Origin of the sequence: Murinocardiopsis flavida (genome assembly GCF_003014485.1) — a bacterium.
GTDB lineage: Bacteria > Actinomycetota > Actinomycetes > Streptosporangiales > Streptosporangiaceae > Murinocardiopsis > Murinocardiopsis flavida.
In genome coordinates, this window is record NZ_PYGA01000019.1 from 11,956 (window position 1) to 37,862 (window position 25,907).

Here is a 25,907-nt window from a genome sequence, read left to right on the forward strand (position 1 = left end):
GACATCCGCCCCGCGGATGTCAGGTGGTTATCGGCCCACGAGCCGGGTCGCCGTCCGGACGTCCGGGCTTGTGGCGGTGAGCGCCTCGACGAGGGCGGCCCCGGTGGCGTGCAGGTCGTCGTCCGTCATGGGCGCGAGCGCGTCGACGATGAACACGGCGCGTGTGGTGGCGCCGGTGAGGCGGGTGCGCACGCACTGGCGCCAGTTCCACCGGCGGCAGGTCACACCGAGGTCGTCGCGCCACACCACCTCCCCGGCGTTGGGGTGCTCCACGGCGGGCTCGCCCGCCTTGGTGATCTCGAAGGACTCGTCGCCGGTGGCGCGCACGAGGCGCAGCGGGCCCTCGTAGTGGTCGACGTCCTCTCCGCCGAGCGGCACGGCGTGGGCGACGGAGACGGCGTTGTACACGTCGGTGAGGCGGTCCACCCGGGGCAGCCCTTCCGCGACCCTGCGCAGCAGCGCTTCGACGCTGGTGCGGGTGCGCTGGGGTTTCGCGCCGAACGCGCGGAAGGCGTCGCGCCAGGACGCCACGTGGGGGTGCTCCTCGGGCGGGGTGGCGCCGAGGGACGCGCGGGCCTGCTCTTCGGCGGCGGCGAGGATCTTCTCGCTGGTGTCGTCGCTCGGGCCGGGGACGAGGCCCTCGGCGAGGACGAGCAGTGCGCGGTAGTCGGGCCGGAGCTCGAAGACGGCGTCGTCGACGGTCGCCCGGTCGAGCCAGCTGCGGGCGTCGGTGGTCATTGTTCCCCCTGGTGGTGGTGTTGGCGCGGATCGGGCGGCGCGGCCGGGGCCGCGGGCAGGTGCACGGTCATGAGGAACGCGCACGGCTCGTCGCCGGCGCACGCGTATCCGTGCGCGACGTCGGCGGCGTAGTGGGCGCTGGCGCCCTCGGGCAGTGCGTATTCGGTGCCGTCGACGGTGAGGGCCGTGGTGCCGGCGGTGACGGTGAGCGTCTCGTGCGTCCCGGCGGGGTGCGGCGCACTGCGGTGGTGCTCGCCGGGGCGCATGCGCCAGTCCCACAGCTCAAGCGGTGCCGGGCCGGGGGTGGTGAACAGGAGCCGGACCGTTCCGTCGGAGGCCCCGCGCCACAGGGGGTCGATCTCATCGGCGCGGACGACGTGGACGCCTGCGGACGGGGCGGACTCGACCAGCGCCGAGACCGGGACGGCGAGGGCGTCGGCGAGCCGGACCAGCGTGGTGAGATTCGGATTGCCGGTGCCGTTCTCCAGCGCGACCAGCGCCCCCTTGCTGACACCGGAGCGCTGTGCGAGGCGGTCCAGGGAGAGCCCCAACCGGGCGCGGGCGGCACGCACACTGCGGGCGACCGTGCGCACGGCCTCCTCCGACAACGCGGCACCCCTTTCGGTCGTTCCAATGACTTCCACGGTCGTTAGAACGACTGTACCGGAGGGTCGGGACCGGACGCGCCGCGCACGCGGGGCGCCCCCGGGCGCCGACGGATCCGGCTCAGCGCAGGTGCAGTCCGCCGTCGAGGGTGACGATCTGCCCGGTGACGTAGGAGTTGGCGAGCAGCGCCGACACCATGTCCGCGACGTCCTCCGGGCGTGCCGCCCGCCGCATCGGCGCCGACTCCGCCCACAGCGCGCGGGCCCCGGCCCAATCGAGGGTGAGCGGGGTGTCGACCAGCCCCGGGGCGACCGCGTTCACCCGGACCCCGGGGCCGAGGGAGGCGGCGAGCAGCAGTGTCACGTGGTTCAGCGCCGCCTTGGACGCCGCATAGGGGATGGACGCGCCCTTGGGGCGCACCCCCGCGTGGCTGGTGATGTTCACGATCGCCCCGCCGCCGTCGCGGTCGGACCGGGCGAGCGCGTCCGCGCATTCGGTGACCAGGGTCCACGGGGCGATCAGGTTGACCTCCAGCAGTTCCCGCCACTGTGCGGGCGGGGCCGCGGCCAGGTCGGCGTGCGCGACCGGACGACTGATCCCGGCGTTGTTCACCAGGACGTCGAGCCGGCCCCGCCAGCCGATCGCCGCGGCGGCGAGGGCGCGGGCCTGCCCTTCGTCGGCGAGGTCGGCCCGCAGGTACCGGCCGCCGATGGACGCCGCCAACGCGGTCCCCGACGCGACGCTGTCGCGGCTGTGTACGGCGACGGCGAACCCGTCGTCGGCCAGGCGGCGGGCGATGCCCGCCCCGATACCGGAGGCCGAACCGGTGACGAGGGCGACCGGACGGTCGGCGCGGGTCACGGGTTGTGGGGGCGTCCCGGTTGGTCGGCCGCGAGCCGGTCGAGCCAGTGGACGATGCCGCTGACGTTGCCCTCGACCCCGCTGAGGACGTCCATGACGGCCTGCGACTCCGCCGCGTCGGCGGGGGCCGGCGTGTAGCGGGACGTGACCTGGTCGCGGACCATGGCGATGGCGTGATCGAGGTCGCCGTCGGTTCCGTGCGCCTCGCGCACGGTCTCGACCCACACCCGGAGTTCCCGCTCGGCGCGGTCGATGGTCTCCGCCACGTCGGTGACCGCGCCGAAGTGGGAGAACATCAGGCGCTGCGGGTCGATTCCGGTGAACAGCCGCAGCGAGGCGAGTGCCGCGTCGAGGTCGAAGTCCGGCGGCGGGGTCGCCGGCCGGACGTCCCCGGTGTGCGGGTTGTACACGCCCAGGGCGTCGCCGACGTAGAGGTCGCCGGTGAGGGAGTCGACGAGGGCCATGTGGTGCTTGGCGTGGCCCGGCGCGTAATGGGAGACCAGGCGGCGCCCGCCGCCGAGGTCGACCTCGCCGGACTCGCCGACGGAGCGGATGCGCTCGGCCGCGGTGGGGTGCATGTCGCCGAACAGCACATCGAGGCGGTCGCCCCACACCATCCGGGCGCTGCGCATGAGCCGCTCGGGGTCTGCCAGATGCCGGGCGCCCCGCTCGTGCACGACGATCTCGGCGTTGGGGAACATCCCGGCGATGGCGCCGGTGCCGCCCGCGTGGTCGAGGTGGATGTGCGTGAGCACCACCGTTGCCAGGTCGGTGGGCTGCACCCCCAGGGACGCGATGCCGTCGCGCAGGGTCTCGGCCGAACCTGCCGTGCCCACCTCGATGACGCACGGGCGCTCGGACCGGATCAGGTAGCTCGACGTGATCCCCGGGCACCCCGCCATGAACGTGTCGATCGCGAAGATGTCCTCGCCCAGCGGCGCGATGCCGCCGACGGCCGATCTCGGGTCCGCCTGCTGCTCCACTGCTGCCCAACTCCTCCCGATCGCCGGTGGGCCTCTCGCCCACACCGGCTGAAATGCGAATCCGCGGGTTGTCCACAGACGGAATCTTCCGCCTTCCCCTGATCATGCCCGCCCGGCGATTCTAGGAAGTGCCCGAAACCGTCCGGCGCACGGAGCCCCCTTGAACACCGGCCGTCCGCCCGCCGAAGTTGGAAGGACCAGTCATGCCGAAGTCGTCCACAGCCCGCGTCCCCGCCTCCCGCGTCCCGTCGGCACCGGCACCGGCGCCCGCGCGCCCGGTGCGCAAGGCCCCGGCCGCGCCCGCCGCCGAGCGGCGCACCGCCGCCCGCGTCCACGACCCCAGCGGCCACCGCAACGAAGTCCTCCTCGCGGGCAGGGTCACCGCCGAGCCGGCGGTGCGCGAGCTGCCCAGCGGCGACCACCTCATCACCTGGCGCATTTCCATCACCCGGCCCACGGCCGAGCAGCGCCCCAACCAACCGGCCGACCCCATCACCTGCGTGAGCTTCCAGGCGATCATGGAGGAGGTCACCCGCGGCTGGCGCATCGGCGACACCGTCCAGATCAGCGGTTCGCTGCGGCGCCGGTTCTGGCGGTCGCCGTCCGGGTCCTCCAGCGTCATCGAGGTCGAGGTAAGGGCCGCGCAGCGGCTGGCCGACGCCGACCCTCCGCCCGGAGCCCCCGCCGGGCCGCCCCAACCGGCCGCCCCGCCGGATGGGCCGGGCCCAACCGATCACCAGCCCAGCTGAGCCAGGGCGGGTCCCGCGTCCGCCTGGTCCGCGCCGTCCCGCCCCGACCAGGCGGCCCCGCACAGGGCGCGCAGGCCGTCGAGCCGGTCGCCTGAGCCGGTGAGCTCCAACCGGCCGCCGCGCACCGTGGCGCGCCAGCCGCCGCAGTCGGCGCCGTCGGGCCCGGTGTGCACGCGGGGGTGCACGGTCCCCATCGCTGCGAGGTCCCACCCAAGGTAGGAAGGACGGTGCTGCGGTGCCGCGGCGATCAACCGCTCCGGGGTGGTCACACCCGAGAGCACCAGCAGGCTGGCCGCGCCGCGGCGGGTCGCGCCCTCGATGTCGGTGTCCAGGCGGTCGCCCACGACCAGGGGCCGCTTCGCCCCGGTGCGCAGCACCCCCTCTTCGTGCAGGGGCCGCATGGGCTTGCCGGCGACCAGCGGCTCCTGCCCGGTGGCCGTGGCGATCACCCGCGCGAACGAGCCGTTGGCCGGCATCACCCCGCGCGCCATGGGGGCCGTGGTGTCGCCGTTGGTCAGCACGAACAGCGCCCCCGCCGCCACCGCGAGCGCACCCTCGGCGATCAGGCTGTAGTCCAGGCGCGGGTGGTACCCCTGCACCACCGCCACCGGTTCCTCGCGGGCGATCGTCACCGGGCGCAGGCCCGCCGCGCGCACCGCCTGGCGCAGCCCGGTGTCGCCCACCACCAGCACGGGCGCGCCCGGGGCGAACCGTTCGGTGAGGAGCCGCGCGGCGGCCTGCGGCGAGGTCACCACGTCGCTCTCCTCGGCGGCCACGCCCATGCCGCTGAGGATCCCGGCGATCGCGGCGGGGGTGCGGGCGGCGTTGTTGGTGACGAACGCCACCCGCATCCCCGCAGCCCGCGCCTTGCCCACCGCCTCGGGGGCCGCGGGCACCGGCTCAGGGCCGATGTAGACCACCCCGTCGAGGTCGAGGAGCGCCGCGTCGTAGACCGTGTCGAGCGGTTCGTCGCACCCGGCCAGGACCGGTGCGCCGCTGCTGGAAGTGTGCTCAGTGCTGGAGGTGTGCTCAGTCATCGTGTGCGTGCGGCGGCCGTGGCGTCGCGCCCGCGGACCCGCCGCTGCCTTCCCCCGTCGATGTCGGTCTCGGTGCGTCCGGGCCCCGTCCCGTCCCGCTCGCGAGACCTCTCCGGCCGGGTCCGGTGCCCATGTCCAGTGCATCATCGCAGGCGCGGTGGCCTGGCGGCGGCCCCAGCCCACCCCGCGCCCGGGGGCGACGCCGCGCCTCCCAGCGGAGGCGAGGCCGCGTCCCGCGGGCCGGAGGTGGCACGGTCCCCAGCCTTGGGACGACGCCGCAGCCGCCACCACCGGGCCGCCGTCCCCCGCACCCCCGTGGACCACCACCCCCCGCCGGCAGACGACCGCGGTCGGGCCCGTAGTCGACTGGTCCGGTGTCAGCGCCGGGTGGTAGGAAGCGCGCATGACCAAGTCGCTGGATTTCCACGAATGCCTCTCCCACATCGATGCCCGCTCCGCTGCCCTGCGCACCGCCATTGCCGACGCTCCCGACCTCGGCGCCCGCGTTCCCGCATGCCCCGACTGGGCGCTGCGCGACCTTGTCGAACACCTCGGTGAGGTGCACCGGTCCTGGGCCGCCGTGGTCGTTGCGGGGCCCAGCGACACACCGCCGTCGGAGGCCGAGCTCGCCATCGGCTCCCCGGGCGACGACCTCATCGCATGGTCGGCCGAGTCGACCGGGCTCCTGCTGGCGGCCCTGCGCGAAACAGGCCCCGACCAGGGCTGCTGGGGGTGGTGGGGCGCTTCCGAGGCCCCACTGACGTCGGGATCGGTGGCCCGCCACCAGGTGCACGAGGCCGCGGTGCACGCCTACGACGCCCAGGAAGCCGCGGGGCGCCCCGCGGCCGTCCCCGAGGCGGTGGCCCTCGACGGTGTCGCCGAGTTCCTCACCGTCGTCCTCGGTGCCGCAGGGCCGTGGCCGCATCGGCCGGCCCGGATCGCCGTGCGCGCCGACACCGGACCGCAGTGGACCGTCGACCTCACCGCTGCGGGCGCCGCGGTCTCCAACGGCGCCGAGGGGGTCCCGGCCACCACCCTGCACGGCCCGGCGAGCGACCTCCTCCTCGCCCTCTACCGCCGCACTCCACTCGACCGTGTGCGGATCGAAGGCGACCGCGCCCTCGCCGAAGAGGTGCTGGCCTGGCCCGACATGGACTGATGGCGAGGGCCGCCCCCACCTCGCGCCGCACCCGTGCCCGGCGCCCCACCGCCCTGAGCAGCCGTCAAAACAAGGCGGGAAGGGGGTACTGCCTCGGCCCCGCCGTCCTTGGTGCTGCTTCTCCCCGCGGACCACCCGAAGGCCGTGCGGCGGCACGGCCTTCTCGCCGACACGGTCTCCCAGAACGCATCGGTCCGCCACGACGAGGAGACCCCGAGACCGAACAGATGAGGGCACCCCCGCGCCGACTCGACGGCACGGCCTGGGGTGTCAGGCCCCCTATGTGTCGTCGTCCGCGCGCAGCACCAGCCCGGTGCGGGGCTTCGGGCCGAAGGAGGTCGACTTGCGCGGTGTCAGCTCGCCCCCGGCGGTGATGGCGTAGACCTCGTCCACCGTCAACGGCGGTACGACCACCACGCTGTCGCGCGGCCCGGTGCGGGCGGCGGCCTCGCTCGGCGAGTCGTGCACCAGAACGGCCGAGTCCTCGGTGATCCCCCACGCCGGGAGGAGTACCCCGTCGAGTACCGCCGTGGGCAGCGTGCGCCACCGCGGCGAGTGGCCGGGCATCGCCGCGGCCAGCCGGTCCGGGCCGAACCCGTGCAGCAGCCACCACCGTCCGGCCCCGCCGAGCAGCAGTGCCGGTCCGTGTGCGGCGGCGTGCAGCCGCTCCACGGCGCCCTCGACCGAGCCCGGGTCGTCGGGCCCGCCGGGCAGCGCTTCGACGTCGGCGGTTTTTGCCGCGGCGCGCGCGGCCATCCGGGCGTCGAGGCCCGGCAGCACGCGGTGGATGGCACGCAGGTGCGGGGGAGAGGTGTCGGAGTCCACGAGCATGGCCAGCCCGTAGCCGGCCCACGGGTCGGCGCCGCCCAGTTCGCCGCGCAACCGCTGATACGCGGCGTAGCGGTGGTGGCCGTCGGCGATGAGCGCCGAGCGCCCGGCAAGGTCCGCGGCGATCGCGGCGTGCACCTCGGGGTCGGCGATCGCCCACAGGCGGTGCGTGGTGCCGTCGGCCGTCACCGCCTCGACCAGGAGTCCCCGCGCCGAATCCGCGGCCGTGTCGACCGCCTGTCCCGCGGCGCCCCGATCCGTGCCGGAGCCGCCCTGGTAGAGCAGGAAGATCGGTTCGAGGTTCGCCCGGGTCGCCGCCATCAGCGCCGCGCGGTCGGCCACCGGCGTGTCCGCGACGTCCTCGTGTGCGCGCACCACGCCGCCCGGGGTGCGGGGCAGCCGCAGCGCGCCGATCAGCCCGCGCTGGCGCTCACCGTCCAGGCCGGTCTGCTCGTAGACGTAGAGAACCGGTTCGGGGTCGCGCACCAGGACGCCGGTGGCGATCCAGCGGTGCAGGGTCGCCGCCGCGGTGCGGTAGCGGTCGGGGCCCGACAGCGCCGACATGCTCCCCGACGCCCCGTTCGCCGCAGGCGGCACCGTGAGCCGCACAGCGTTGCGCGGTTCGGCCTCGATCAGTGCGGCCAGCGCCGCGGCGTTGAGCATGTCGTAGGGCGGCGCGAGCGCCAACGCGATGTCGAACGGCGGCGCGGTGACCAGGTCACCCTCGTCGGCGTAGCGGAGACCGCGCAGCGGGGCGAGTTCGAGGACGTCCCCGCGCGGCGGCACGCCACCGGGCGGCGCCGGGCTCGGGGGCGGGGAGGGCAGGTCAGGCACTGGTGCGCCGCCCGGTCACAGCAGCTTGCGCAGGCGGAGCAGGTCGCTGAAGCTGGCGTCGAGCTTGACCCGACCCGAGAGCATGGCCTTGCCGAAGTCCAACCGGTCCTCGGCGAGCTCGATCAGGTCGTCGCTCGTGGTGGTGATGCGCACCTGCGCGCGGGCGCCCGGGGCGTCGACGGCGCGCGAAGTCACCTCCACGAGCCCCTTCAGGGTCAACCGCATGTCGAACACGGTCCGCAGGTCGGTCACCGTCACGCTCACCGTGCGCTCGACAACGTGCTTGCGCCGTCGAGCCTCATCGATGTCCGTGATCCGGTCCGACACCTTGTCGATCGCTGAACGGCATTCCTCAACGCTGGCCATGGGACCAATGATGCCTTAGCGGGGCCGGTACCGGCCCCGCTAAGGCAACCGCCACCCATCTGTCCGGGTCGCCGCCGGACCGGTCGCGGCGGCGCGCACGACACCGCCGACCCGGCGACTTGGGCCCCACCGGCGCGTCGTTGCCGGTAGCGTTCATAGCCGATGACGCCGACGCTTACGTCGGCCGCGGCACACGGGATTCCACGAGGAGTACTTCACATGGTCGTCGACGCGGTACGCGCCTACCTCGACGCCGCGAGCGGGTTCACGGAGCTGACCCGCAAGCGCGCCGTCTCGGCGGCCAAGACCCTGATCAAGGAGGGCGACGAACGCTCGGGCGGCGCGATCACCCCTGCCGCGGGTACGGCGCGGTCCGCTGCGGAGACCGTGGAGTCCTCGGCCCGCAACACCCGCGTGGGGACCAGCATCCAGAGCCTCGCCGCCGACCTCATCGAGACCAGCCGGAACAACCGCTCAGCGCTGCGCGCCCTGGTCGAGGGGGAGGTCGAGCGCGTGCTCGCCCGCCTCGACCTGGTCCGGCGCGAAGACCACGAGCGCCTGGTCCGGCGGGTCGCCGAGCTCGAACGCCGGCTCGCCTCCCAGGCGGCCGTGCAGCGGGTACGCCGGAGCGAGTCGGCGGCCGGTCCGGGGGACCCCACGGTCCCGGCGTCCGCCGGAGCGGTCGCCGACACCGCCCAGGTCGCCGCCGCGTCGGCCCCGACGGCAGTGGTCGCGGAGTCCCTCGACGCGGCCCCCGCGGTTCCGCCGGCCGACGACACCGGCCCTCCCGGCACGGGGCGCCCCGAGACCGCCGAAGTCCTTGAGGTGCCGGATCCGCCCGAGACGGCCGACGCGCCCGACGTCCCCGAGGGTTCGGAACGGGACGCCGCGCCCGGCACCGACCTCGCAGGCGCTGTCGGTCCCGACCCCGCGGCCGACCCCGGGCCCGCCGCGGCGCCCAACCGCGGCACCCAGGCGAAGACCGCCGCCAAGGGGCCCGAGGCGAAGTCGGCGGCAACGATGCCCGAGGAGCACGAGGAGCCCAAGGAGTCCGAGGGGAGGACCGCGGCCAAGCGGAGCGAGGCGAAGCCCGCCGCCAAGGCCGGTGGGAAGGGCGCCCAGGCCAAGGCGACCGCGTCGAAGAGCGGTTCCGGAAAGGGCACCACCGGCAAGGGCGCCGCGCGGCGCCCCTCCGCCAAGAGCGGCAAGACCGGCCGGTCCGGCGCCAGGAACACCGCCAAGGGAGACGAGGCGTGAGCCCCGCCGACGGGCCCGCGGAACCCGCCGAGGCCGCACTGGCGGACCAGGCCGTCGACAGCGTCCGCGAACGGCTCGCCGCGCTGGACGACCTGCCCACGGTCGAGCACGTCGCCGTCTTCGAGCAGGTGCACGGCGACCTCTCCGCGGTGCTGAACAGCCTGGACTCACCGAGCAACCCCGGATAGGCGGCCCACCCACCATGGCCCGACGCAACCGGTTGGACGCCGAGCTCGTCCGCAGGGGGCACGCACGATCACGCGGGCACGCCGCCGAACTCATCGACGGCGGGTACGTGAGCGTCAACGGGACGCGCGCCACCAAGGCCGCCACCCAGGTCGGCACCGACCAGGCCGTCGTGGTCAAACCGCCCGACGACGACCCCGGCTACGTCTCGCGCGGCGCGCACAAGCTCGTCGGCGCGCTCGACTCGTTCGGGATCGACCCCAAGGGCCGCCGCTGCCTCGACGCCGGGGCGTCCACCGGTGGATTCACCGACGTGCTGCTGCGGCGCGGCGCCGCCGAGGTCGTGGCCGTCGACGTCGGCTATGGCCAGTTGGCGTGGCCCCTGCGCAGCGATGAGCGGGTGCGGGTGCTGGAGCGCCACAACGTCCGCGAACTCGTCCCCGAGCAGGTCGGCGACCCGCCGCCCGACCTGGTGGTGGGCGACCTCTCGTTCATCTCGCTGACCCTGGTCCTGCCCGCGCTGGTGCGCTGCTCCGACCCCGCCGCCGACTTCGTGATGATGGTGAAGCCGCAGTTCGAGGTCGGCAAGGACCGGGTGGGGGCGGGCGGCGTGGTCCGCGACCCCGAGCTGCGCGCCGAGGCGGTGCGCACCGTTGCCGCCGGCGCCCGCACCCTGGGCCTGGGCGTATCCGACGTCGCGGCGAGCCCGCTGCCGGGCCCGTCGGGGAACGTCGAGTACTTCCTGTGGCTCCGCAACGACGCCCCGCCCCTGGAAGAGGCCGCCCTCACCGAGGCCATCACCCGGGGCCCCCAGTAGCGGAAACCCCGGCCGCGTGCCGATGGAGCACGCGGGACGGCGGCGCCACCGTGCGCCGGCGGCCCAGCCGGGGCCGTACTCCGAGTGGGCGCGGGGCCCCGAGGGCGCGGCACGCGTGCGCAGGGGACACCGGCCACGCCCCGGGCGGCCCGCTCAGCCCCGGCTCCAGTCGTCCGACCCGGTCCGGCCTTAGTCCCCGGTCAACCCCGGCCGCAGTCGTCCGGCCAGGTCCAGTCCTTGCGCCGTGAACCGGGACGCGGGCCCGCCTGCGCGGGGCAGTACCGGCCCGCGTCCACCGACCCGTACGGGGAACCGCGCGACCCGGATGGGGGACGCGGCCGCCTCCCGCCGCAGCCGCTGCTACACGGTCGATCCGGGGATCGCCGCGACCAGACCGCCGTCGATGACCAGGTCCTGCCCGTTGACGTAGGACGCCTCATCGGACGCGAGGAAGGCGACCGCGTCGGCGACATCCTCAGCGGTACCGAGACGCCCGCCGACCACCTGGGCGATGACGGCGTCCTGCGCTTCGGGGGTGATGGCGTCGTGGAACATCGGGGTCTCGATGTAGCCGGGGCTCACGGAGTTGACCCGCACCCCCTTGGGCCCCAATTCCGCGGCGAGGGTGCGCGACAGGCTGTGCACCGCGGCCTTCGTCGCCGAGTAGAGCGACGCGTTGGCCATGCCGCGGTGCAGCGTCCACGACGCGTTGATGACGATCGCCGCGTTGTCGGACAGCAGCGGGACGGCCTGCTGGATGGTGAAGAAGACGCCCTTGAAGTTGATGTCCACGAGGCGGTCGAACTCGTACTCGGGGATGTCGTTGTACGGCTGGAACGAGGCGACGCCCGCGTTGGCGAAGACCACGTCCAGCCGCCCGAACCGGTTCCGGATGGCGGCCGTCAGCACGTCGAGGTCGGCGAGTTTCGACACGTCGCTGCGCACCGCGAGGACGCGGTCCCCGCCGTCCAGCTCCTCGACCGCGGCGTCCAACCGGGCCTTGTCGCGCCCGGTGATGACCACCTGCGCGCCTTCGGCGAGCAGCCGCCGCGCGGCCGCCAGCCCCATTCCGCTGGTGCCGCCCGTGATGAGGGCGATCTTGTCGTTGAACCGGGAGTCATTGGTGTTGTGCTTCATGGGATTCAGCGTCACAGCAGGCGAGCGGCGCGAACAGGGCGCGGATATCAGGGGTGTGACACCACCACCCTGGGGGCGTGAACAGCTCGGAGCGGTGCTGTGCGGGTGGCCGAACCGGGGCGGCGTTGTTTGGGGGGGGTTGGCCGGACGGGGGAGCCCTTTTCGACCGGGCGATCGGACCAGAGCGGCACTCTTGGTGATGTGACCGCATCGGAAAGCGCGGCGGGGCAGAGTGCGGCGCAGCGGGGGTTGGATCGCCGAGACCCATGGGGACGGGGCGGGACCGCGAGGCGGCTGCGCAGCAGCGACCGCCGAAGGACGTCCCCACGGCCGGGATCCGGACCCGGACCCCAACAGCCTGGGCGGCACCGCCACCTTCGGGATGGTCAGGTCGGGTCGGCGAGCCGGACGCTCAGCAGCCTTTCGAGCCGGTCCCCGGTGCCCGTCTCAGGGCGCGGGTTGTGCAATTCCAGGTGCCAGTCCGGGCGGTCGGCCACCGACAAGGTCGTCTTGTCGAAGACCAGGTCACCGACCTCGGGGTGGCGCACCGCCTTCACAGCCTGCGTGTGGGCGCCCACGTCGTGGCGCGCCCACATCTCGGCGAAATCAGAGCTCACAGCGCTGAGATACTCGACCACCTGGTCGAAGCCGGGGTCGTCCGGGGCATGCGCCGCGTCGGCGCGGAACGCGGCGACGACTTCGGGCGCGACCGACGCCCAATGGATGTGCATGGCGCGATACCGCGCGTTGGTGAAGAACGTGATCAGGCAGTTGTGGTCGGAATCGTCGAATCCGAACACGGCCTGTGCCGCGTCGTTGGTCGCGATGAGGTTCCAGTACGGATCCCGAAGCAGGGCGGGGCGCGGCGCCCACGCGTCGAGCAGGTGCCGAAGCTCCGGCGTGACCGTGGCATCGCGCACCGCGCCAGATCGCGGCGGGTTGAGACCGGCGAGCACGTACATGTGCGCGCGCTCGGCGTCGCTGAGGCGCAGAGTCCCGCTGATCGCGTCGAGCACCTCGACCGAGACGTTGATGTCGCGTCCCTGCTCAAGCCAGGTGTACCAGGACACCCCGACCCCGGCCAGGGCGGCGACCTCCTCACGGCGCAACCCCGGCGTCCGCCGACGCCCGCCGGCGGGCATGCCGACGTCCTCGGGCGTGAGCCGCGCCCGCCGGGTCCGCAGGAAGTCGCGAAGCTGCTCGCGTCGGCGCCGCGCCACCGCACGGGATTCGCTGGTCATAAGCGCCATGGTAACCACGCCCCACACGACCAACCCGTGCGAGGTCAGGCCACCCACTCACCCCATCGCGCCCCCACGAAGCCCAACCCACCCAACAAACCACCCCAGCCACCCCCGCGCGCGGGGAGCACGCAAGTCGGCGGTACCGGTCGCGCAGGCTCGCGGGTCCATCCCCGCGTGCGCGGGGAGCACGTCGCGCACGTGGTCGACCCATGCACGAGGGCGGGTCCATCCCCGCGTGCGCGGGGAGCACGTGTAGACCCGCCAGGGCGATTCCCCTTCGCCGGGTCCATCCCCGCGTGCGCGGGGAGCACGCACGCTGCGGATGGAACGCGCGGCCTCCGACGGGTCCATCCCCGCGTGCGCGGGGAGCACCCTCTACCTCTACCTCGGTGATGGTGTGCTCCGGGTCCATCCCCGCGTGCGCGGGGAGCACAATCCGGTGTGCCGATCGCAACTGAGGCCGCCGGGTCCATCCCCGCGTGTGATGTGACGGGGCAAGGGGCGGCGGTCCGCGTGATCGTCGCCCTTTCGCATGTCAGCCACTATGCCGCTGACCTGCGGTCCTGCGGATTCGAGGGCGGTGTGGTCCTGCTGGTGTCGCATCCGTGGGCACCCGTAGACGGCCGTACTCGTCCGTTACGGGCCACGTGCGGGCCGGATCCGGGGCCGGTGGGCTGGGCTGATGCGGGTGTGCAGCGGCGGGCAGGCTCCGGCACGGTGCGGCTCGATGCCGTGCCGGGGCGGTCCCGCGCTGGGGAGGGTGGACGGATCTGGGCGCGGGAGCGGCGCACGGCGGGAGATCGGGGGCTGCAAGCTGGTCGGCGAGTAGGGGCCCCTTGGGCTCCACCGCGTCTCGTCCCTACGGCCCCCGATCTTCGGGTCCCGCCGTGCGGTGCGCACGTGTACAGATCCGGCCACCCGGCCCTTCACTGCGAACCCTCGTCCTCGGGGCCGGCGCCGGGAACGCCGATACCGTCGAACACACCGCTCTCGCTGATGATCTTGTTGCCGCGCGTGCGGTCCAACTGGGAGTGCAGCGGGTGGTCCTGACGCTCGGTATCCCAGACGCCGACCCGCCCGTCCGGCAGGATTTTCGTGCGCACCTTGCGGTTGATGATCCGCCCGGCTCTGCGCCCGGCCTTGCGGGCGCGGTCGCGTTCGGCATCATCGGCGCACGCCAGTACGACGGCGCCCGTGTGCCGCAGCTCGGATGCGATCTGCTCGGCGTGCTCGGCGATGCGACGCGCCTCGACGCGGGCGCGCGCCTTCGCGCTGGCGGCGGTTCCGATCGGGCGGACGTTGTCCTCGGCCATGGTCGCTGATGCTACCGGGGACGCTGGGACGCTACGGGCGACCGTGTGAGTGATGCCGGTCGACCTCGCCACGCCGCTACGGAACCAGGCGCACGCCTGACCGGTGCGCGGGTGACCTGACCGGCGGGACAAGCGTCTACCTCCGCGCTGCGCGCGTCCGGGGCGCCCGTGCAGCCGACGTGAGGCGGGCGGCGCGACGCGGCCCCGCGCGAGCACGGCCGACGAAGGAGGCCGCGCGCAGTGCGGTAGCCGCTAGGAGCGCTGTCCGCCGTGCCTTCGCGCTGACGTTTCAGCCCCGGCCGCGCGTAGCGCGGCCGGGGCTCTTGATCCTGTAGGGAAAGTTCTCACCGCAGCATCGGCCATGCTGCCGCCCCTGTGCCGGGGACGGCTGGGCGGGAACTACCGCGCTTCGGCTCGCACGTGGTGCAGGAACGCCGCCCACTCCTCGGCGCCGAACGTGAGGTATCCCGCGTCCCTGTGCTTCGTGTCCCGGACGTCGGCCATGGTCGGGGACTCCCGAACCTCAACGCAGTTGGAACCGTTGGGGGAGTAACTAGAGGTATACCAATCACGCATAGAGGTCCTTCAGTGCTGCAAGCGAGAGATCAAACGGCAAGGATGCCGCCAATGCCGCCGTGAACAGGCTGCTAACACGCTCGTGGGTGTCAGAATTCAAGGTCACACTACCGTCCGCGTAATCGCTGGTGATCACCAGCTCCCCGCTCCTCAAGCGAAACAGCATGACCGGCGACGTGGGAACGATCAGTATGGAACCAGTCGGCACCACGTGAAGCACGACCCTGCCGGTGTCGACCCATTCCACGAGGTGCCGAGCTTGCTGCTTGACCACGGCGCTGGGAAGCCCGGTCAAGGCGGACAACGGAAACACAGCGGTCACACTCAGGTTGGGAAGTTCGTTGAGTCGCTCGCACCTCAGCTTGGTGAGCCGGTCCAGCTCTTCAGGAACTGCTAGCGGCTGACCCGCCGAGAAGACGAAGCGTGCGTACGCCTCGCACTGAAGGTACCCAGGCACCAGGGACGGCGCCGCGATAGAGAGCTGCCGCGCGCCTCGTTCGATCGCGTCGAGGTCGCGTGCCCACTCGGGAAGCCCGGTACCGACCGTGGAGCGGCGCCACGCGGTGAACAGCTCACCGTTGGCTCCCAAGGCAGCGTCCAACCGCTCCGCGTTGTCCCGTTTTGGCAACGAACCACCGTTCTCCCAGCGGTTGACGCTGGAATGTGCGGTGCCACTCCGCGCGGACAACTGGAGCTGGGTGAACCCTGCCAAGTCGCGAAACCTGGTGAGAGCTTCAGAGAAAAGAGTTGGGGTCACGCCTCATACGGTAGCAATGAGCACTCAAAACCGTACAGCAAATTCCAAAATAGCTGCGGACACTATGGGATCGCCGCGCCTGTCTCCAACCTGGGCTTATGGACAGCGATCCCAGCACCACATGCGCAAGCCCTCAGAAACTCCGCAGCCACCCGCGTCGTAGACCTCGTGCCTTCCTCGGCAACGAAGCAGAAGCCCAGAGGATTGAACATGAGTCCCCCGGCTGGCGCTGCGTGTGGCTTCCGCGCCATGGCGAGTTCCTCGCGTTCTTGGACGTGGACATGGCCGACGGCGGGACGAAACCGTCGGTGCGGGGGCCGACAGCAGACCGGGTGTTTTCCGAGATCCGGTCCCACTCGGATCTGCGCGGCGTCATCCGTGCGTACCTGGCCGCGCGGGAGGTGACGGCGTGATGGTTGAGCGTCCGGTGTCGCCGCGCCACCCCTTCCCCGCGTTCGCGCGTGAGTTCGGTCCGCGCGGGTGGAACGTCTTCTGCATCACCGATTCCGACCGTGCGGTCGTGGTCCACGGGGTGTTCTGCGCGTCGCTGCCGATGCTGTGCCCGGACGGGCGCGGGCTGGTCGTGCACGTGCGCACCACGCCGGAGGCGTTCGGGAACTTGATGCGTGAGCACGCGGCGGTTCTGGATCGCCACACGAAGACGTGCGAGTTGTGCGCGGGCGTGCTCGACGGTGCGGTCCGCCGGGCGCTGGCTTCCTTGTAGCCCTTCCTGCCGTGTCGCCGCCCTGCCTGCTCCGTGCGCCTGCGGGGGCCGCACGACCCGGTCCGGGGACCCCGACCCGAAGGGACGAGTTCTGTTCGTCATGGCCAGAGCGCGCGGCCCGCCGCCCTCGCCTGTTCGCTTCCCCCTAGCACTCCGGGCCGCACGAGCCCGCAACCCCGAAGGAACCGCATGTTCACGTTCATCCGTGCCGGACTGCTGGCCGCAACCCTCACCACCGCCGTAGCACTCACCGCCGCCGCGCCCGCCGCTGCCGAGACTGCCGCATCGGGCGGTCACTGCTGGCAGCACTACTGCATCACCAGCGGTTGATCCCGCAGACGTGATCGCATGAGCGCCGCTCGGACCCGCACCCGGCAACCCCGTGTGCGGGTCCGGGCGGCCCCCCGCGCCCCCTGAACCGTCCGGCTCCGCAGGCGGGGCGGAGCCGGACACCCCCATACCGAAGGTGACCATGGCCCCCGACACTGAACCGGCGCCGATTGCCGACCCCTACGCGTGTGCTGAGGATGAGCCGCTTCGTCCCGGCTGGACCGCGCGCGCCATCGTGCGGCTGGCCAACTACGCCGCCACCCACTACCGCTACGCCACCCCCCTGCCCTGGGGCGAGCGCCGCGACATCGCGTGGTCGGCCATCGCCGAACACCTCTACGCGGCGGCCGAACCCCCCGACATCTGGGACCTCATCCGCGCCGGGTGGAATGCCATCACCGCCCACACCCGCAAGCACCGCGCGTTCCACGGCCAGACCGAGCACGGGGCGGCGCCGCAGTTCCACCGGTACTGGATGCTCGCCTCCTCCCCCACCGGCAGTCCTGAGGAGCGCGTCGTGGAACGCCTCGCCCTGGACCAGATCTGGGCCGCCCTGTCCCCCCGCCAGCAGGAACTCATCAGCGCGCTGTACTACCACGAGGACTACACCCGCGCGGCTGCGTCGCTGGGTCTGCCGGTGTCCAGCTTCTACTCGATGATCTCGCGCGCCCGCCGCGCCTTCACCGCGTTGTGGCACGAGCACGAGACCCCGACCAGGGCGTGGGGCAACGATGTGCGCAGCGGCAGACCCCGCCACAAGCACGTCACCACCACCGCCATACGCCAGCGCACCCGCAGTCGTGCCCAGCGCCCCGACCCCGGCCCCGGCTACCGGGCGCGGCGCGACATCGGCATCACCGACACCCGACTCCGCGCCCGCTACGACAACGGCGCCACCATCACCGAACTCGCACGCGAGTACGGCATGGGGTGGGCCTCCATCCAGAACCGCATCACCAACCCGAAGAGCTGAGCGCCACGTGTGCTGGCCCCTGGGACGTCGGCGTTCCGGGGGCTCCGCCGTGTCCGGGCGGGGACGCGCACCCGAATGTGGATAGTTTGCGCATTTCAGACATTCGCCGAATTCGTCCTGCCGATTCGTTGCCTCCCGGTGGTCGCTGAACGCAAACTCTGTGCACGGCGGCCGGGGTTGGCCGCTCCCCGGTTTGCGGAGGTGGCGGGATGCGGGCGCACGGACGCGTGCTCGAAGCGGTATCCGCGCAAAGATTGACCGTGCACATCTCCGTTTCTGTTCCATGCTCGTACTAGAACGTGTTTTCGACGGTGCGGGAGGTGCGGGCGTGACGGAAACCGAACTGTCCCCCGGTATGCGGGCGATGCACGATCGGGTCTCAGGGGCGGATTACCCGGCGTGGCGTCGCCAGGTCGAACGCGTCCGTTTCTGCGCGCGTCCGGTGCGGGTGACGGGTCGCGCTTCGGCGGTGGACACGTCCACGGGTGAGATTGCTGCGTCGTTCTCGTCGTCGTCTCAGCCGGACGGGACTCTGCTGATCGCGTGCGGGGACCGGCGCGCCTCCGTCTGCGCGTCGTGTGCGGAGACGTATCGCCGCGACATGTGGCATGTCGTCGTGAGCGGTCTCCAGGGGCGGTCTACGGCGACCTCGTCGGGCACCCATGCGGGCGCGCGGGCGGACACAGCGGGCTCCGTCGTGCCCTCCTCCGTCGAGTCGCACCCGAGGCTGTTCGTGACGCTGACGGCTCCGTCCTTCGGGCCGGTGCATTCAGCGCGTGGCGGAGCGGCCTGCCGTCCGCGCTCCGGGAGGAGCAGAACGTGTGCGCATGGGCGGCCGGCGGGCTGCGGCCTGGTCCACGACACCGCTCACCCCGTGGTGGGGACCCCGCTGTGCGCGGATTGCTATGACTACGCGGGCGCGGTGCTGTGGAACTCCCACGCGGGCGAGTTGTGGCGGCGGACCCGGATCGGGATCGATCGCGCGTTGGCGCCGCTGGCCTCGGCCGCGACCGGGGACCACGTGACTGCCTCGGGCCTGCGCGACCTCCTCCGCGTCTCCTACGTGAAAGTCAGTGAGTTCCAACGCCGGGGGTTGGTGCATCTGCACCTGGTGATCCGCCTGGACGGCGCCGACTGCAACGGCGGGATCGTTGCGCCTGCCTCGTGGGCGACGGCGGGCCTGCTCTCCTCGGCGGTGCGGCGCGCGGTGGACACGGCGTCGGTAGCCCTGCCCTCACCGGATGGCAGACTTCGGGTCGCCCAGTGGGGAAGCCAGTTCGACGTTTCCGACGTGAGCGCGGGCGGCCCTGCGGGTGACACGCGCCGCGTAGCGGCCTACCTCGCGAAGTACGCGACGAAAACCGCGTCGGACAGTGCGGGGGCCTCGGGGGCGCTCGCCTCGCGCTTCCGCACGCTCCACCGCACCTGGCTGCGCCGCAAGATCGGCCGCCACCTCGCGACCATGGTCGAAACGGCGTGGGACCTGGGCGGACGCCGGGACCTGGAACACCTGAAACTCCGGTCCTGGGCGCACACGCTCGGCTACCGGGGCCACTTCGCCACCAAATCGCGCCGGTACTCGGTCACCCTGGGTGCGCTGCGGGCCGCGCGCCGCACCTGGCGCGCCGAACAGGGTGCGGCCTCCGGGGCGACCGACGTGTGGGCCTCGGCGCGGGGCTCCGGCGCGGACGTGGTGGGCGACTTCTCCTATGCCGGGCGGGGCTACACCCACGCTACGGATGCCGATCTTGCGCGGATGATGGCACGTGAGTATGAGGTCGCCCTTCATGAGTACCGCGACCTTCTGCACCGCGAAGCCGAAATGGCCGAATGGTGCCCGCTCCCTGATGAATAGCGCGGCAGCACAAAGAAGAACGACGCGCGTAGCGCGACCAGTCCAATCCCCCACTCACATTTCCCATTCCCGCAAACGGGATGGATGGAACAGAGATAAGGCGCGTAGCGCTTCCTTTGTCGCTCGCGTCAGCGGCGAATAGGGGCGGCGGCCGGGGTTTGTGGATGGCCCCGCCGGGCGCCGGAAGTCAAGCTAATTCGAGAATTCGCGTTCGGTTGGGGCGGCCGGTTGCGGACACGATTCGACACAATCGGCGGGTGGCCCGTGGGTGGCCCGTGGACTGGATCGGGACAGGTGCGGCAGTGGCACAGCAACAGGTCATGACGATCTCTGAGATGGCGCAAGAACTACGCTTCGACCGGGCGACGGTGTACCGGTGGGTGCGGGCAGGAAACGGCCCGACCGCGTTTAAATCGCCTGGTGGGCGCATTCGGATTCACCGGTCCGATTTCATAGAATGGGCGTGTACGAACGGATTCCCAATCAAGGGCGGTCGCTGATGCCGGGTGGACAGGATATTCAATTCTGGGAGATCCGTAAACGCGCGGGTCGCAGTAAGCCGTTTGAACTGCGGTGGCGTATCGACCAGACACAGAAATCACGGTCGTTCCTCACCAAGGAACTCGCGCGCAACCACGAAACCGCGCTACGGGCGGCGGCGCGGGCCGGTGATGTGTTCTCGCTGTCCTCGGGCGAACCGCTGGCGTGGGAACGGGGTACGGAGTCCTTCTACGGCCACGCGGTGGCCTACGCGCGCCACGCCTGGGGACTCACCGACTCCGGCAACACCCGCCGCACGATCGCGGACAACACCGCGCGGTTGATCCTTGCGGCGGTCGATGACAAAGCGGTCAAGCGCGCTCCGTCCCCCGCGTCCCTGCGTGAGGTGCGCTCGGCCCTGGTGTCCTTCGCGCTGTCCTTCGACACCGACACCACGGCCAACCGTCCTGAGGACCGGGTCACGGCGCGTCCCTGCCCCGATGCGCGAACGGCGGCCCTGCTGACCTGGGCCGAACAGGTATCCCGTCCAGTCTCGGACTTCTCCGGGGCAGAGGCGGTGCGGGCGCTGCTGGATCGCGCCTGCCTGCGTATCGACGGAACCGGCGCCTCGGCTGCGGGCACGATCCGGCGTCGGCGCGGGGTCCTGCTCGCCGTACTCGACCACGCCGTGGCACGCGGGCTGCTCGCCACCAACCCCATGGCGGGCCTCAAGGTGCGGCGCGCGCGGGTCTCCGATGCCGTCAACCCCCGCACCGTGCCGGACACGGCGCAATCGTCCCGGCTGATCACCGCCGTTGCCGACAGCACCAACCCCACCGACCGGTACTTGGCGGCGTTCTTCGTCCTGGCCTACCTGGCAGGCACCCGCCCCGGCGAGACACGGGCCGTGGCGCGCGGGGACATCACCTGGCCTGAGCACATCACCCATACCGACGCCGTACCGGGCTGGGGCCTGCTCACCGCTGCGGGCTCACGTACTGAGGTGGGCGCCTCCTACACCGACGCCGGGTCGGCCGGTGAGTCACGCGAACTGAAACAGCGCGCGACCGGGGACGTGCGCCGGATCCCGCTTCCCCCCGAAGCCGTCGCCGTGCTGCGCTGGCACCTGGCGGAATTCGGTACCGCGCCGGACGGGCGCCTCTTCTGGCACCTGAGCGCGACCGACGCCTTCGCGACGTTGCCGGGCAAGGTGTACCGGCGCGCGTGGAAGCGGGCGCGCGCTGCGGTCCTCACCGACGCTGAGCGGGCCGCACGCCTGGCAGAGCGACCCTACGACCTGCGCCACGCGTGCGCGTCCCTGCTGATCAACCTCGGCGTTCCCGCGCCCGATGTGGCCTACCGGCTCGGGCACTCGGTAGAGGTCCTGCTGACGACCTATACGCACTGGTTCACCTCCCAGACGCACGCCTCCAACAAGATCATTGACCAGGCACTTTCCGAGATCGGGCCTGTCACGGGCCAACTCCTCGAAAACGACGCTGAAACCGAGGAAAACACCAGGTCAGACGGCCATGACACCTGAAGGGACACATCCCCGCGTGCGCGGGGAGCACACCGGGCAGACCGACGCAGCGAGACGGCAAGCGGATGGTCATCGGGTCCATCCCCGCGTGCGCGGGGAGCACACCCTGCTGGGGGCGGTTCTCGGGTGCGTGCAGGGTCCATCCCCGCGTGCGCGGGGAGCACTCTTGCTGACCTCGAAGGTTACCGCGTGGTACCCCCGATTCTGACCACTTCTCGAAAAACGGAAAGGCGAATCTATTCCACATAAATCGCCCGAACAACCACAAGGAACCGAGGGCTTCACTTTTCTGGGAAAGCGCAGAATCCCAGGGTGGTACGTATACCGGCCGTCCTAGGAGGCGACTCCGGCTCGCAGGGCGGCCTTGTCCGCTGTCGGCATCCGGTTCCCAAAAAAGCAGCACCGACGGTGAGCAGGGCCCGGGCGTCGGTTGTACCGAGCGGGGTGCACGGTGGGGAAAAGCGGCTCCAACGGCGGCAGGGGCCGGGCTCGGTTGTTTCGGCTGAGGTGTGCGGGGGTCGGGGTGGGCGACGGGGCAGCGAAGGCCGGTGGTGGGCCGGGGCGCGCTGTCGAAGGCGGCGTTCCTTGGGGCCTCCCACGCGTACCCGCGTCCCTGCGTAGCGGAAAGCACTGCTATCTGCGCATAGCGCCACCCGCGGAGGGTGATTCGGGGTGTATGCCCCTTTTGGTCGCGTGTTTCGCAGCGACTGGGTGCCAATTCGGGCCCTGTGTCAAGATCATGTCCATAATGCGGACGAAGGGCCGGGCTGGGTCCTCCTTGCGCGCCCGGATTGCTGCGTGATGTCCGTTTTTCGCGGGTGGTGCGGGCCTGAGGAGTGGCGGGGTCGCCATCCAGGTGTCATGGGGGCTAATCCTGAGTGGCCATCCTCATTGACTTCTCACTATGTGAGACGACACGAGTGGTGGAGTGCAACACTCGAGCCTCTGACCTGCGGTTATACATGGGGCGCTGCGCCGTGGCGGTGTAACGGACACACCCTCGAACGCTGCGGTGGCCTATCGCGCACCTTGGCCCACCATCGGCCTTTGCTGCCTCGTCGCCCGCCCCGACTTCCACACACCCCACTCGATACCGCCGGGGCCGGGCCCCCCACCCACCCTTGGTGCTGCTTGTCACCGCAGGTCACCCGCATGCGGCCCGGCGACAAGGCCGTTCCGCAGACGGACCGCCCACCAAGAAGACCGGCACGATCCAACCAGGGGCCCGGACCCTGCTCGCCTTTGGTGCTGCCTTCCCCACCGGGGCCGGGTGGTGAGAGTGGACAGGGCCGCCCAGCGGGCCTGGTGGGCGGGTTCGATCACCGCGGGTGCGGGTCACGGCACCTCGGCCGTTCCCGGCTCCGCTCCCGTCCCGCTCCCACCCCCGGCTCCACCCCCTGCTGCCCCGTCCCCGGCTCTGATTCTGCGCCGAAAGCTAGGGGCTGCCCCTCCGTCTGGGAAGGGCCGGTGCCGGTGCTGGAGCATCTGCGCCTTGATTCTCCGCGCGGCGATCACGCACTCGCTCGAAATTGTCGTACGGATGTCCGACGATGAATTTCGGTAGCTGAGTAGTCGGTATGGCAGCTGACCATTTGATCGGCCAGGTGAGGGTGCGAACTGTTCTCGTTCGCTTGCCGGGCGCTGCCAGCGATCCAAGCACGGAGGTAACCATGCGGAAAGTGACCTATTCGCTCGGTGTTTCACTCGATGGGTACATCGCTTCAACGGACGGCAGTATCGACTGGTCGGATCCTGGTGACGACCTGCACCAGTTCCACATCGAGCGGACCCGACGCGTCGGCACCTCGCTGTACGGCAGGCGGCTGTACGAGAACATGGCCGCGTACTGGCCAACCGCCGACGAGGACCCCGAGGCGTCCGACTTCATCGTTGAGTTCGCGCGGCTGTGGCGGGCCATACCGAGGGTCGTGTTTTCGACAACACTCACCGAGGTCGGCCACAACTCGCGGTTGGTGCGCGGCAACGTCGTAGAGGAGGTCAACGCCCTGAAAGCGCAGTCCGGCGGCGAGATCGAGGTAGGAGGCGCCGGGCTCGGCGCGAGCCTCATCCGGCTCGGGCTCATTGACGAGTACGCGGTGTGGGTGTTCCCGGTGATACTCGGCGGCGGCACACCGTTCTTCCCCACCTTGGACAAGCGGATCGAACTGCGGCTGCTTGAGACCCAGGAGTTCAGCGGCGGCATCGTGTACTCGCATTACTCAGCCGAGGTGTAGGCAGACCGGACGTCCGTGGCGCCTCGACCAACGGCCCCCTGCCCGGCGAACCTTGGCAGCGGCGAGGGCCTGCGCCTCTCCACGCTGCCGCGCGCTCGGCCTGGCCGCGCGCGGCCAGAGTCCGGCCGTGCCGCCAGGCCCAGGGGAGCGGGTGGAGCGCTACCCGGTCAAGGTCAGTACCTCGGGCTTGCGGGGGTCGGGGGTGAGGTGGCGCAGGGCAGCGGCTGCGGTGTCGTCGGCGGGGAGGTAGACGACGAGTTGCTGCCCCTCCGCGTCCAAGGTCTCGTACGACAACCGGAGTTCGCCCACCTCCGGGTGTGCCAGGCGTTCGACACCGGTGCGCCGCGGGGGGACCGGTGCGGCCGCCAGCCGTTCGGTGAACGGGGCCCCGGCCACGATGCTCAGCTCCTCGATCAGGTGCGCGAGGTGCGGGTCGTCGAGTGAGGACTCGGACTTGAGCGCGGCGATCCGCTCGTCGGCGACAAGGTCCCAGTCGGGGTACACCTGCCGGGCCCGCTCGTCGGCGAACAGGAACCACACCCGGCTCGCGGGCTGTTCCCCGTCGAGGAGCCCGAGGGGCCCGGCCAACCGCTCATAGCCGGAGGTGTGGGCGAGCGTCTCGCCGAGCCGGTTGAACAGCGCCGCCGGGGCGGGGTCCAACCGGTCGAGCAGCGTGCGCATGGTGGCGCGGACCTCCCGGGCGGGCGGCAGCCCGCCGGGGCAGAGGGCGCCGGCCCCTGAGGCGGCTTTGGACAGGTTGCGCAGGTGGACCCGCTCGTCCAGCGACAGCAGCAGGGCGTCGGCCAGGGCCACGAGCACCTGCGGCGACGGGTTGCGGTCGCGTCCCTGCTCCAGCCGGGTCAGGTAGTCGACGCTCACTCCGGAGATCGTGGCCAGCTCGGCGCGCCGCAGGCCGGGAGCACGGCGGCGCGCCCCCGCGGGCAGCCCTACCCGTTCCGGGACGAGCGCCTCGCGGCGGCTGCGCAGGTACGTCCCCAACTCGCTCTCACTCATGGGCCGAGTCTAGGTCCGCCGGACCGGGCTGATCCTGGCCCTCCCGGAGCTAGGTTCGCCCCGGTCTTCCCCGGGTCCGGATTCTTCCCCAGACTCGGTCCATGACCTTCACACCCGACGAGATCGAGTACCTGGACACCCAGCCCATCGGACGCCTGGCGCGCGGCGCCGGCACCGGCGCCTTCGGGCCCACGGCATGGGACGTGGCCTGATGCGCCACCGACTGCTCGGGCCGACCGGCCTGCGGGTCTCGCAGATGTTCCTCGGCGCGATGACCTTCGCCGACGCCGACGAGGCCCGCCGGATGGTCGACCTGTACGAGGACGCCGGCGGCAACGTCATCGACACCGCGTCCGCCTACGGCGACAGCGAGGAGGTCCTGGGCGACCTCCTCAAGCAGCGCAGGGACCGGTTCGTGCTGGCCACCAAGTACACCCTGCCCCGCGACGCCGCCGACCCCAATTCGGGCGGCAGCCACCGCAAGAACCTCACCCTCTCCCTGGAGGAGAGCCTCCGGCGGCTCCGCACCGACTACGTCGACCTGCTATGGGTGCACACCTGGGACGAGTACACCCCGATCGAGGAGACCATGCGGGCGCTGGACGACGCCGTGCGCGCGGGGAAGGTCCTCTACGTCGGCGCCTCCAACCTGCCCGCGTGGCTCGTCTCCCGGGCGAACACCTTGGCGCAGTGGCGCGACTGGTCCCCGTTCGCGGGCGTGCAGGTCCCGTACAACCTGCTGAAGCGCGACATCGAACGAGAGCTGCTGCCCATGGCCGAGGCGCTGGGCATGAGCGTTGCGACCTACGGGGGACTCGCGGCCGGGGTCCTGTCCGGTAGGTACACCGGGCCGGACGCCGCCCGCACCGGTGGCCGGGTCGACGTCGCGTCCCTCACCCCGCGCGACCACGAGGTCGCGCGCACGGTGGGGGAGATCGCGGGCGAGCTGGGGGTGAGCCCGTCCCAGGTCGCCATCGCCTGGACCATGGCGCGCTCCCGCGCGGTGCACCCCATCGTCGGCGCCAGCAGCGCCCGGCAGCTCCGGGACAACCTTGCGGCCGCCGATGTCGCCCTCCCCGCGCAGGCCGTCGAGCGACTGGAGGCGGTGGCCGACTTCGACCCCGGCTACCCGACCGACCTCAACGCCGGTTCGCAGTCGTGGCTGAACGGCGACACGGAGGTCGAGCCGCCGACGAACCGCTGACACCCCCGCTGCGGTCGGCATACGCCCCTGCCGCGGCCGGTCCGGCACCGGTCGCGGCGGAGGTGGCGGGGGCGGCGATCCGCGCGGCTCGCCAGTGTCCAG

Annotated in this window: 27 protein-coding genes and 1 CRISPR repeat array; of the genes, 14 read left to right on the top strand and 13 right to left on the bottom strand. The window is 71.9% G+C overall.

The window, feature by feature from the left end:
- Positions 1-27: 27 nt before the first annotated feature.
- From CLV63_RS23720 to CLV63_RS23735, 4 genes are all read right to left on the bottom strand, one after another.
- Complete coding sequence (locus CLV63_RS23720; RefSeq protein ID WP_106585410.1) at positions 28-738, bottom strand: B3/B4 domain-containing protein; 711 nt, start codon at positions 736-738, stop codon at positions 28-30.
- On the bottom strand, positions 735-1,346 hold the full coding sequence (locus CLV63_RS23725) for a helix-turn-helix domain-containing protein (RefSeq protein WP_211301438.1): 612 nt from the start codon (positions 1,344-1,346) through the stop codon (positions 735-737). Before CLV63_RS23725 ends, CLV63_RS23720 begins: the two co-directional genes overlap by 4 nt.
- A gap of 118 nt (positions 1,347-1,464) precedes the next feature.
- Positions 1,465-2,205: an SDR family NAD(P)-dependent oxidoreductase gene (locus tag CLV63_RS23730; protein WP_211301439.1), complete on the bottom strand. Its 741-nt coding sequence runs from the start codon at positions 2,203-2,205 to the stop codon at positions 1,465-1,467.
- The gene (locus CLV63_RS23735; protein ID WP_106585529.1) at positions 2,202-3,107 is read right to left on the bottom strand and encodes an MBL fold metallo-hydrolase; all 906 of its coding nucleotides are present in this window, start codon (positions 3,105-3,107) and stop codon (positions 2,202-2,204) included. Before CLV63_RS23735 ends, CLV63_RS23730 begins: the two co-directional genes overlap by 4 nt.
- A 284-nt stretch (positions 3,108-3,391) precedes the next feature.
- Between CLV63_RS23735 and CLV63_RS23740 the strand changes: the two genes are divergently transcribed.
- Positions 3,392-3,937: a single-stranded DNA-binding protein gene (locus tag CLV63_RS23740; RefSeq protein WP_106585412.1), complete on the top strand. Its 546-nt coding sequence runs from the start codon at positions 3,392-3,394 to the stop codon at positions 3,935-3,937.
- Here the strand turns inward: CLV63_RS23740 and CLV63_RS23745 are convergent.
- Positions 3,922-4,974, bottom strand: a complete 1,053-nt coding sequence (locus CLV63_RS23745) for an HAD-IIA family hydrolase (RefSeq protein WP_106585413.1) — start codon at positions 4,972-4,974, stop codon at positions 3,922-3,924. The two genes, CLV63_RS23740 and CLV63_RS23745, sit on opposite strands and share 16 nt — an antisense overlap.
- A gap of 403 nt (positions 4,975-5,377) precedes the next feature.
- Here CLV63_RS23745 and CLV63_RS23750 point away from each other — a divergent pair, with 403 nt between their 5' ends.
- Entirely contained in the window at positions 5,378-6,133 is a 756-nt protein-coding gene (locus CLV63_RS23750; protein ID WP_106585414.1) for a maleylpyruvate isomerase family mycothiol-dependent enzyme, read from the top strand.
- A gap of 279 nt (positions 6,134-6,412) precedes the next feature.
- On the opposite strand, the gene CLV63_RS23755 is transcribed toward CLV63_RS23750, so the two are convergent.
- The gene (locus CLV63_RS23755; protein WP_245929022.1) at positions 6,413-7,786 is read right to left on the bottom strand and encodes a DUF1015 family protein; all 1,374 of its coding nucleotides are present in this window, start codon (positions 7,784-7,786) and stop codon (positions 6,413-6,415) included.
- Between the two features lie 24 nt (positions 7,787-7,810).
- Positions 7,811-8,161 (bottom strand): SCP2 sterol-binding domain-containing protein, encoded by a 351-nt coding sequence (locus tag CLV63_RS23760; protein WP_106585415.1) that lies wholly within the window; start codon positions 8,159-8,161, stop codon positions 7,811-7,813.
- Positions 8,162-8,380: 219 nt separating this feature from the next.
- Here CLV63_RS23760 and CLV63_RS23765 point away from each other — a divergent pair, with 219 nt between their 5' ends.
- From CLV63_RS23765 to CLV63_RS23775, 3 genes are read left to right on the top strand one after another with little or no spacing between them, the layout of a single operon-like run.
- Positions 8,381-9,418: a membrane fusogenic activity family protein gene (locus tag CLV63_RS23765; protein WP_211301440.1), complete on the top strand. Its 1,038-nt coding sequence runs from the start codon at positions 8,381-8,383 to the stop codon at positions 9,416-9,418.
- Entirely contained in the window at positions 9,415-9,606 is a 192-nt protein-coding gene (locus CLV63_RS23770; protein WP_106585416.1) for a hypothetical protein, read from the top strand. Before CLV63_RS23765 ends, CLV63_RS23770 begins: the two co-directional genes overlap by 4 nt.
- A 14-nt stretch (positions 9,607-9,620) precedes the next feature.
- Positions 9,621-10,421 carry a TlyA family RNA methyltransferase gene (locus CLV63_RS23775; RefSeq protein ID WP_106585417.1) on the top strand — a complete coding sequence of 267 codons (801 nt, stop codon included), beginning with the start codon at positions 9,621-9,623 and terminating at the stop codon, positions 10,419-10,421.
- A gap of 360 nt (positions 10,422-10,781) precedes the next feature.
- Here CLV63_RS23775 and CLV63_RS23780 read toward each other — a convergent pair whose 3' ends face one another.
- The 5 genes from CLV63_RS23780 to CLV63_RS23800 all read right to left on the bottom strand — a co-directional run bounded on the left by CLV63_RS23780 (position 10,782) and on the right by CLV63_RS23800 (position 15,448).
- A complete protein-coding gene (locus CLV63_RS23780) occupies positions 10,782-11,558 on the bottom strand; it encodes a glucose 1-dehydrogenase (protein WP_106585418.1) in 777 nt (258 codons plus the stop codon).
- 386 nt (positions 11,559-11,944) lie between these two features.
- Positions 11,945-12,799 (bottom strand): helix-turn-helix transcriptional regulator, encoded by an 855-nt coding sequence (locus CLV63_RS23785; RefSeq protein WP_106585419.1) that lies wholly within the window; start codon positions 12,797-12,799, stop codon positions 11,945-11,947.
- A gap of 162 nt (positions 12,800-12,961) precedes the next feature.
- Positions 12,962-13,235: a CRISPR direct-repeat array (repeat unit 30 nt; unit sequence CGGGTCCATCCCCGCGTGCGCGGGGAGCAC).
- 493 nt (positions 13,236-13,728) lie between these two features.
- A complete protein-coding gene (locus CLV63_RS23790; RefSeq protein WP_106585420.1) occupies positions 13,729-14,115 on the bottom strand; it encodes a hypothetical protein in 387 nt (128 codons plus the stop codon).
- A gap of 399 nt (positions 14,116-14,514) precedes the next feature.
- Positions 14,515-14,691: a DUF397 domain-containing protein gene (locus tag CLV63_RS23795; RefSeq protein WP_106585421.1), complete on the bottom strand. Its 177-nt coding sequence runs from the start codon at positions 14,689-14,691 to the stop codon at positions 14,515-14,517.
- Entirely contained in the window at positions 14,684-15,448 is a 765-nt protein-coding gene (locus CLV63_RS23800) for a Scr1 family TA system antitoxin-like transcriptional regulator (RefSeq protein WP_106585422.1), read from the bottom strand. The genes CLV63_RS23795 and CLV63_RS23800 overlap by 8 nt, the downstream gene beginning before the upstream one ends.
- 98 nt (positions 15,449-15,546) lie before the next feature.
- Between CLV63_RS23800 and CLV63_RS33275 the strand changes: the two genes are divergently transcribed.
- The 8 genes from CLV63_RS33275 to CLV63_RS23840 all read left to right on the top strand — a co-directional run bounded on the left by CLV63_RS33275 (position 15,547) and on the right by CLV63_RS23840 (position 23,587).
- Positions 15,547-15,861: a hypothetical protein gene (locus tag CLV63_RS33275; RefSeq protein ID WP_146165644.1), complete on the top strand. Its 315-nt coding sequence runs from the start codon at positions 15,547-15,549 to the stop codon at positions 15,859-15,861.
- The gene (locus tag CLV63_RS23810) at positions 15,861-16,172 is read left to right on the top strand and encodes a hypothetical protein (protein ID WP_146165645.1); all 312 of its coding nucleotides are present in this window, start codon (positions 15,861-15,863) and stop codon (positions 16,170-16,172) included. The genes CLV63_RS33275 and CLV63_RS23810 overlap by 1 nt, the downstream gene beginning before the upstream one ends.
- A 189-nt stretch (positions 16,173-16,361) precedes the next feature.
- Entirely contained in the window at positions 16,362-16,502 is a 141-nt protein-coding gene (locus tag CLV63_RS33735) for a hypothetical protein (RefSeq protein WP_170134307.1), read from the top strand.
- Between the two features lie 142 nt (positions 16,503-16,644).
- Entirely contained in the window at positions 16,645-17,475 is an 831-nt protein-coding gene (locus tag CLV63_RS23815) for an RNA polymerase sigma factor (RefSeq protein ID WP_146165646.1), read from the top strand.
- Positions 17,476-17,803: 328 nt separating this feature from the next.
- Positions 17,804-19,330, top strand: coding sequence for a replication initiator (locus CLV63_RS23820; protein ID WP_245929010.1), 1,527 nt, complete (start codon positions 17,804-17,806; stop codon positions 19,328-19,330).
- Positions 19,331-19,650: 320 nt separating this feature from the next.
- On the top strand, positions 19,651-19,830 hold the full coding sequence (locus tag CLV63_RS35310; RefSeq protein ID WP_106585532.1) for a helix-turn-helix domain-containing protein: 180 nt from the start codon (positions 19,651-19,653) through the stop codon (positions 19,828-19,830).
- Positions 19,794-21,353: a tyrosine-type recombinase/integrase gene (locus tag CLV63_RS23830; RefSeq protein WP_245929011.1), complete on the top strand. Its 1,560-nt coding sequence runs from the start codon at positions 19,794-19,796 to the stop codon at positions 21,351-21,353. The genes CLV63_RS35310 and CLV63_RS23830 overlap by 37 nt, the downstream gene beginning before the upstream one ends.
- A 1,670-nt stretch (positions 21,354-23,023) precedes the next feature.
- A complete protein-coding gene (locus CLV63_RS23840) occupies positions 23,024-23,587 on the top strand; it encodes a dihydrofolate reductase family protein (RefSeq protein ID WP_106585427.1) in 564 nt (187 codons plus the stop codon).
- Between the two features lie 159 nt (positions 23,588-23,746).
- On the opposite strand, the gene CLV63_RS23845 is transcribed toward CLV63_RS23840, so the two are convergent.
- A complete protein-coding gene (locus tag CLV63_RS23845) occupies positions 23,747-24,601 on the bottom strand; it encodes a helix-turn-helix domain-containing protein (RefSeq protein ID WP_106585428.1) in 855 nt (284 codons plus the stop codon).
- A gap of 211 nt (positions 24,602-24,812) precedes the next feature.
- On the opposite strand from CLV63_RS23845, the gene CLV63_RS23850 reads away from it, so the two are divergent.
- The gene (locus CLV63_RS23850) at positions 24,813-25,805 is read left to right on the top strand and encodes an aldo/keto reductase (protein WP_106585429.1); all 993 of its coding nucleotides are present in this window, start codon (positions 24,813-24,815) and stop codon (positions 25,803-25,805) included.
- Positions 25,806-25,907: the final 102 nt, after the last annotated feature.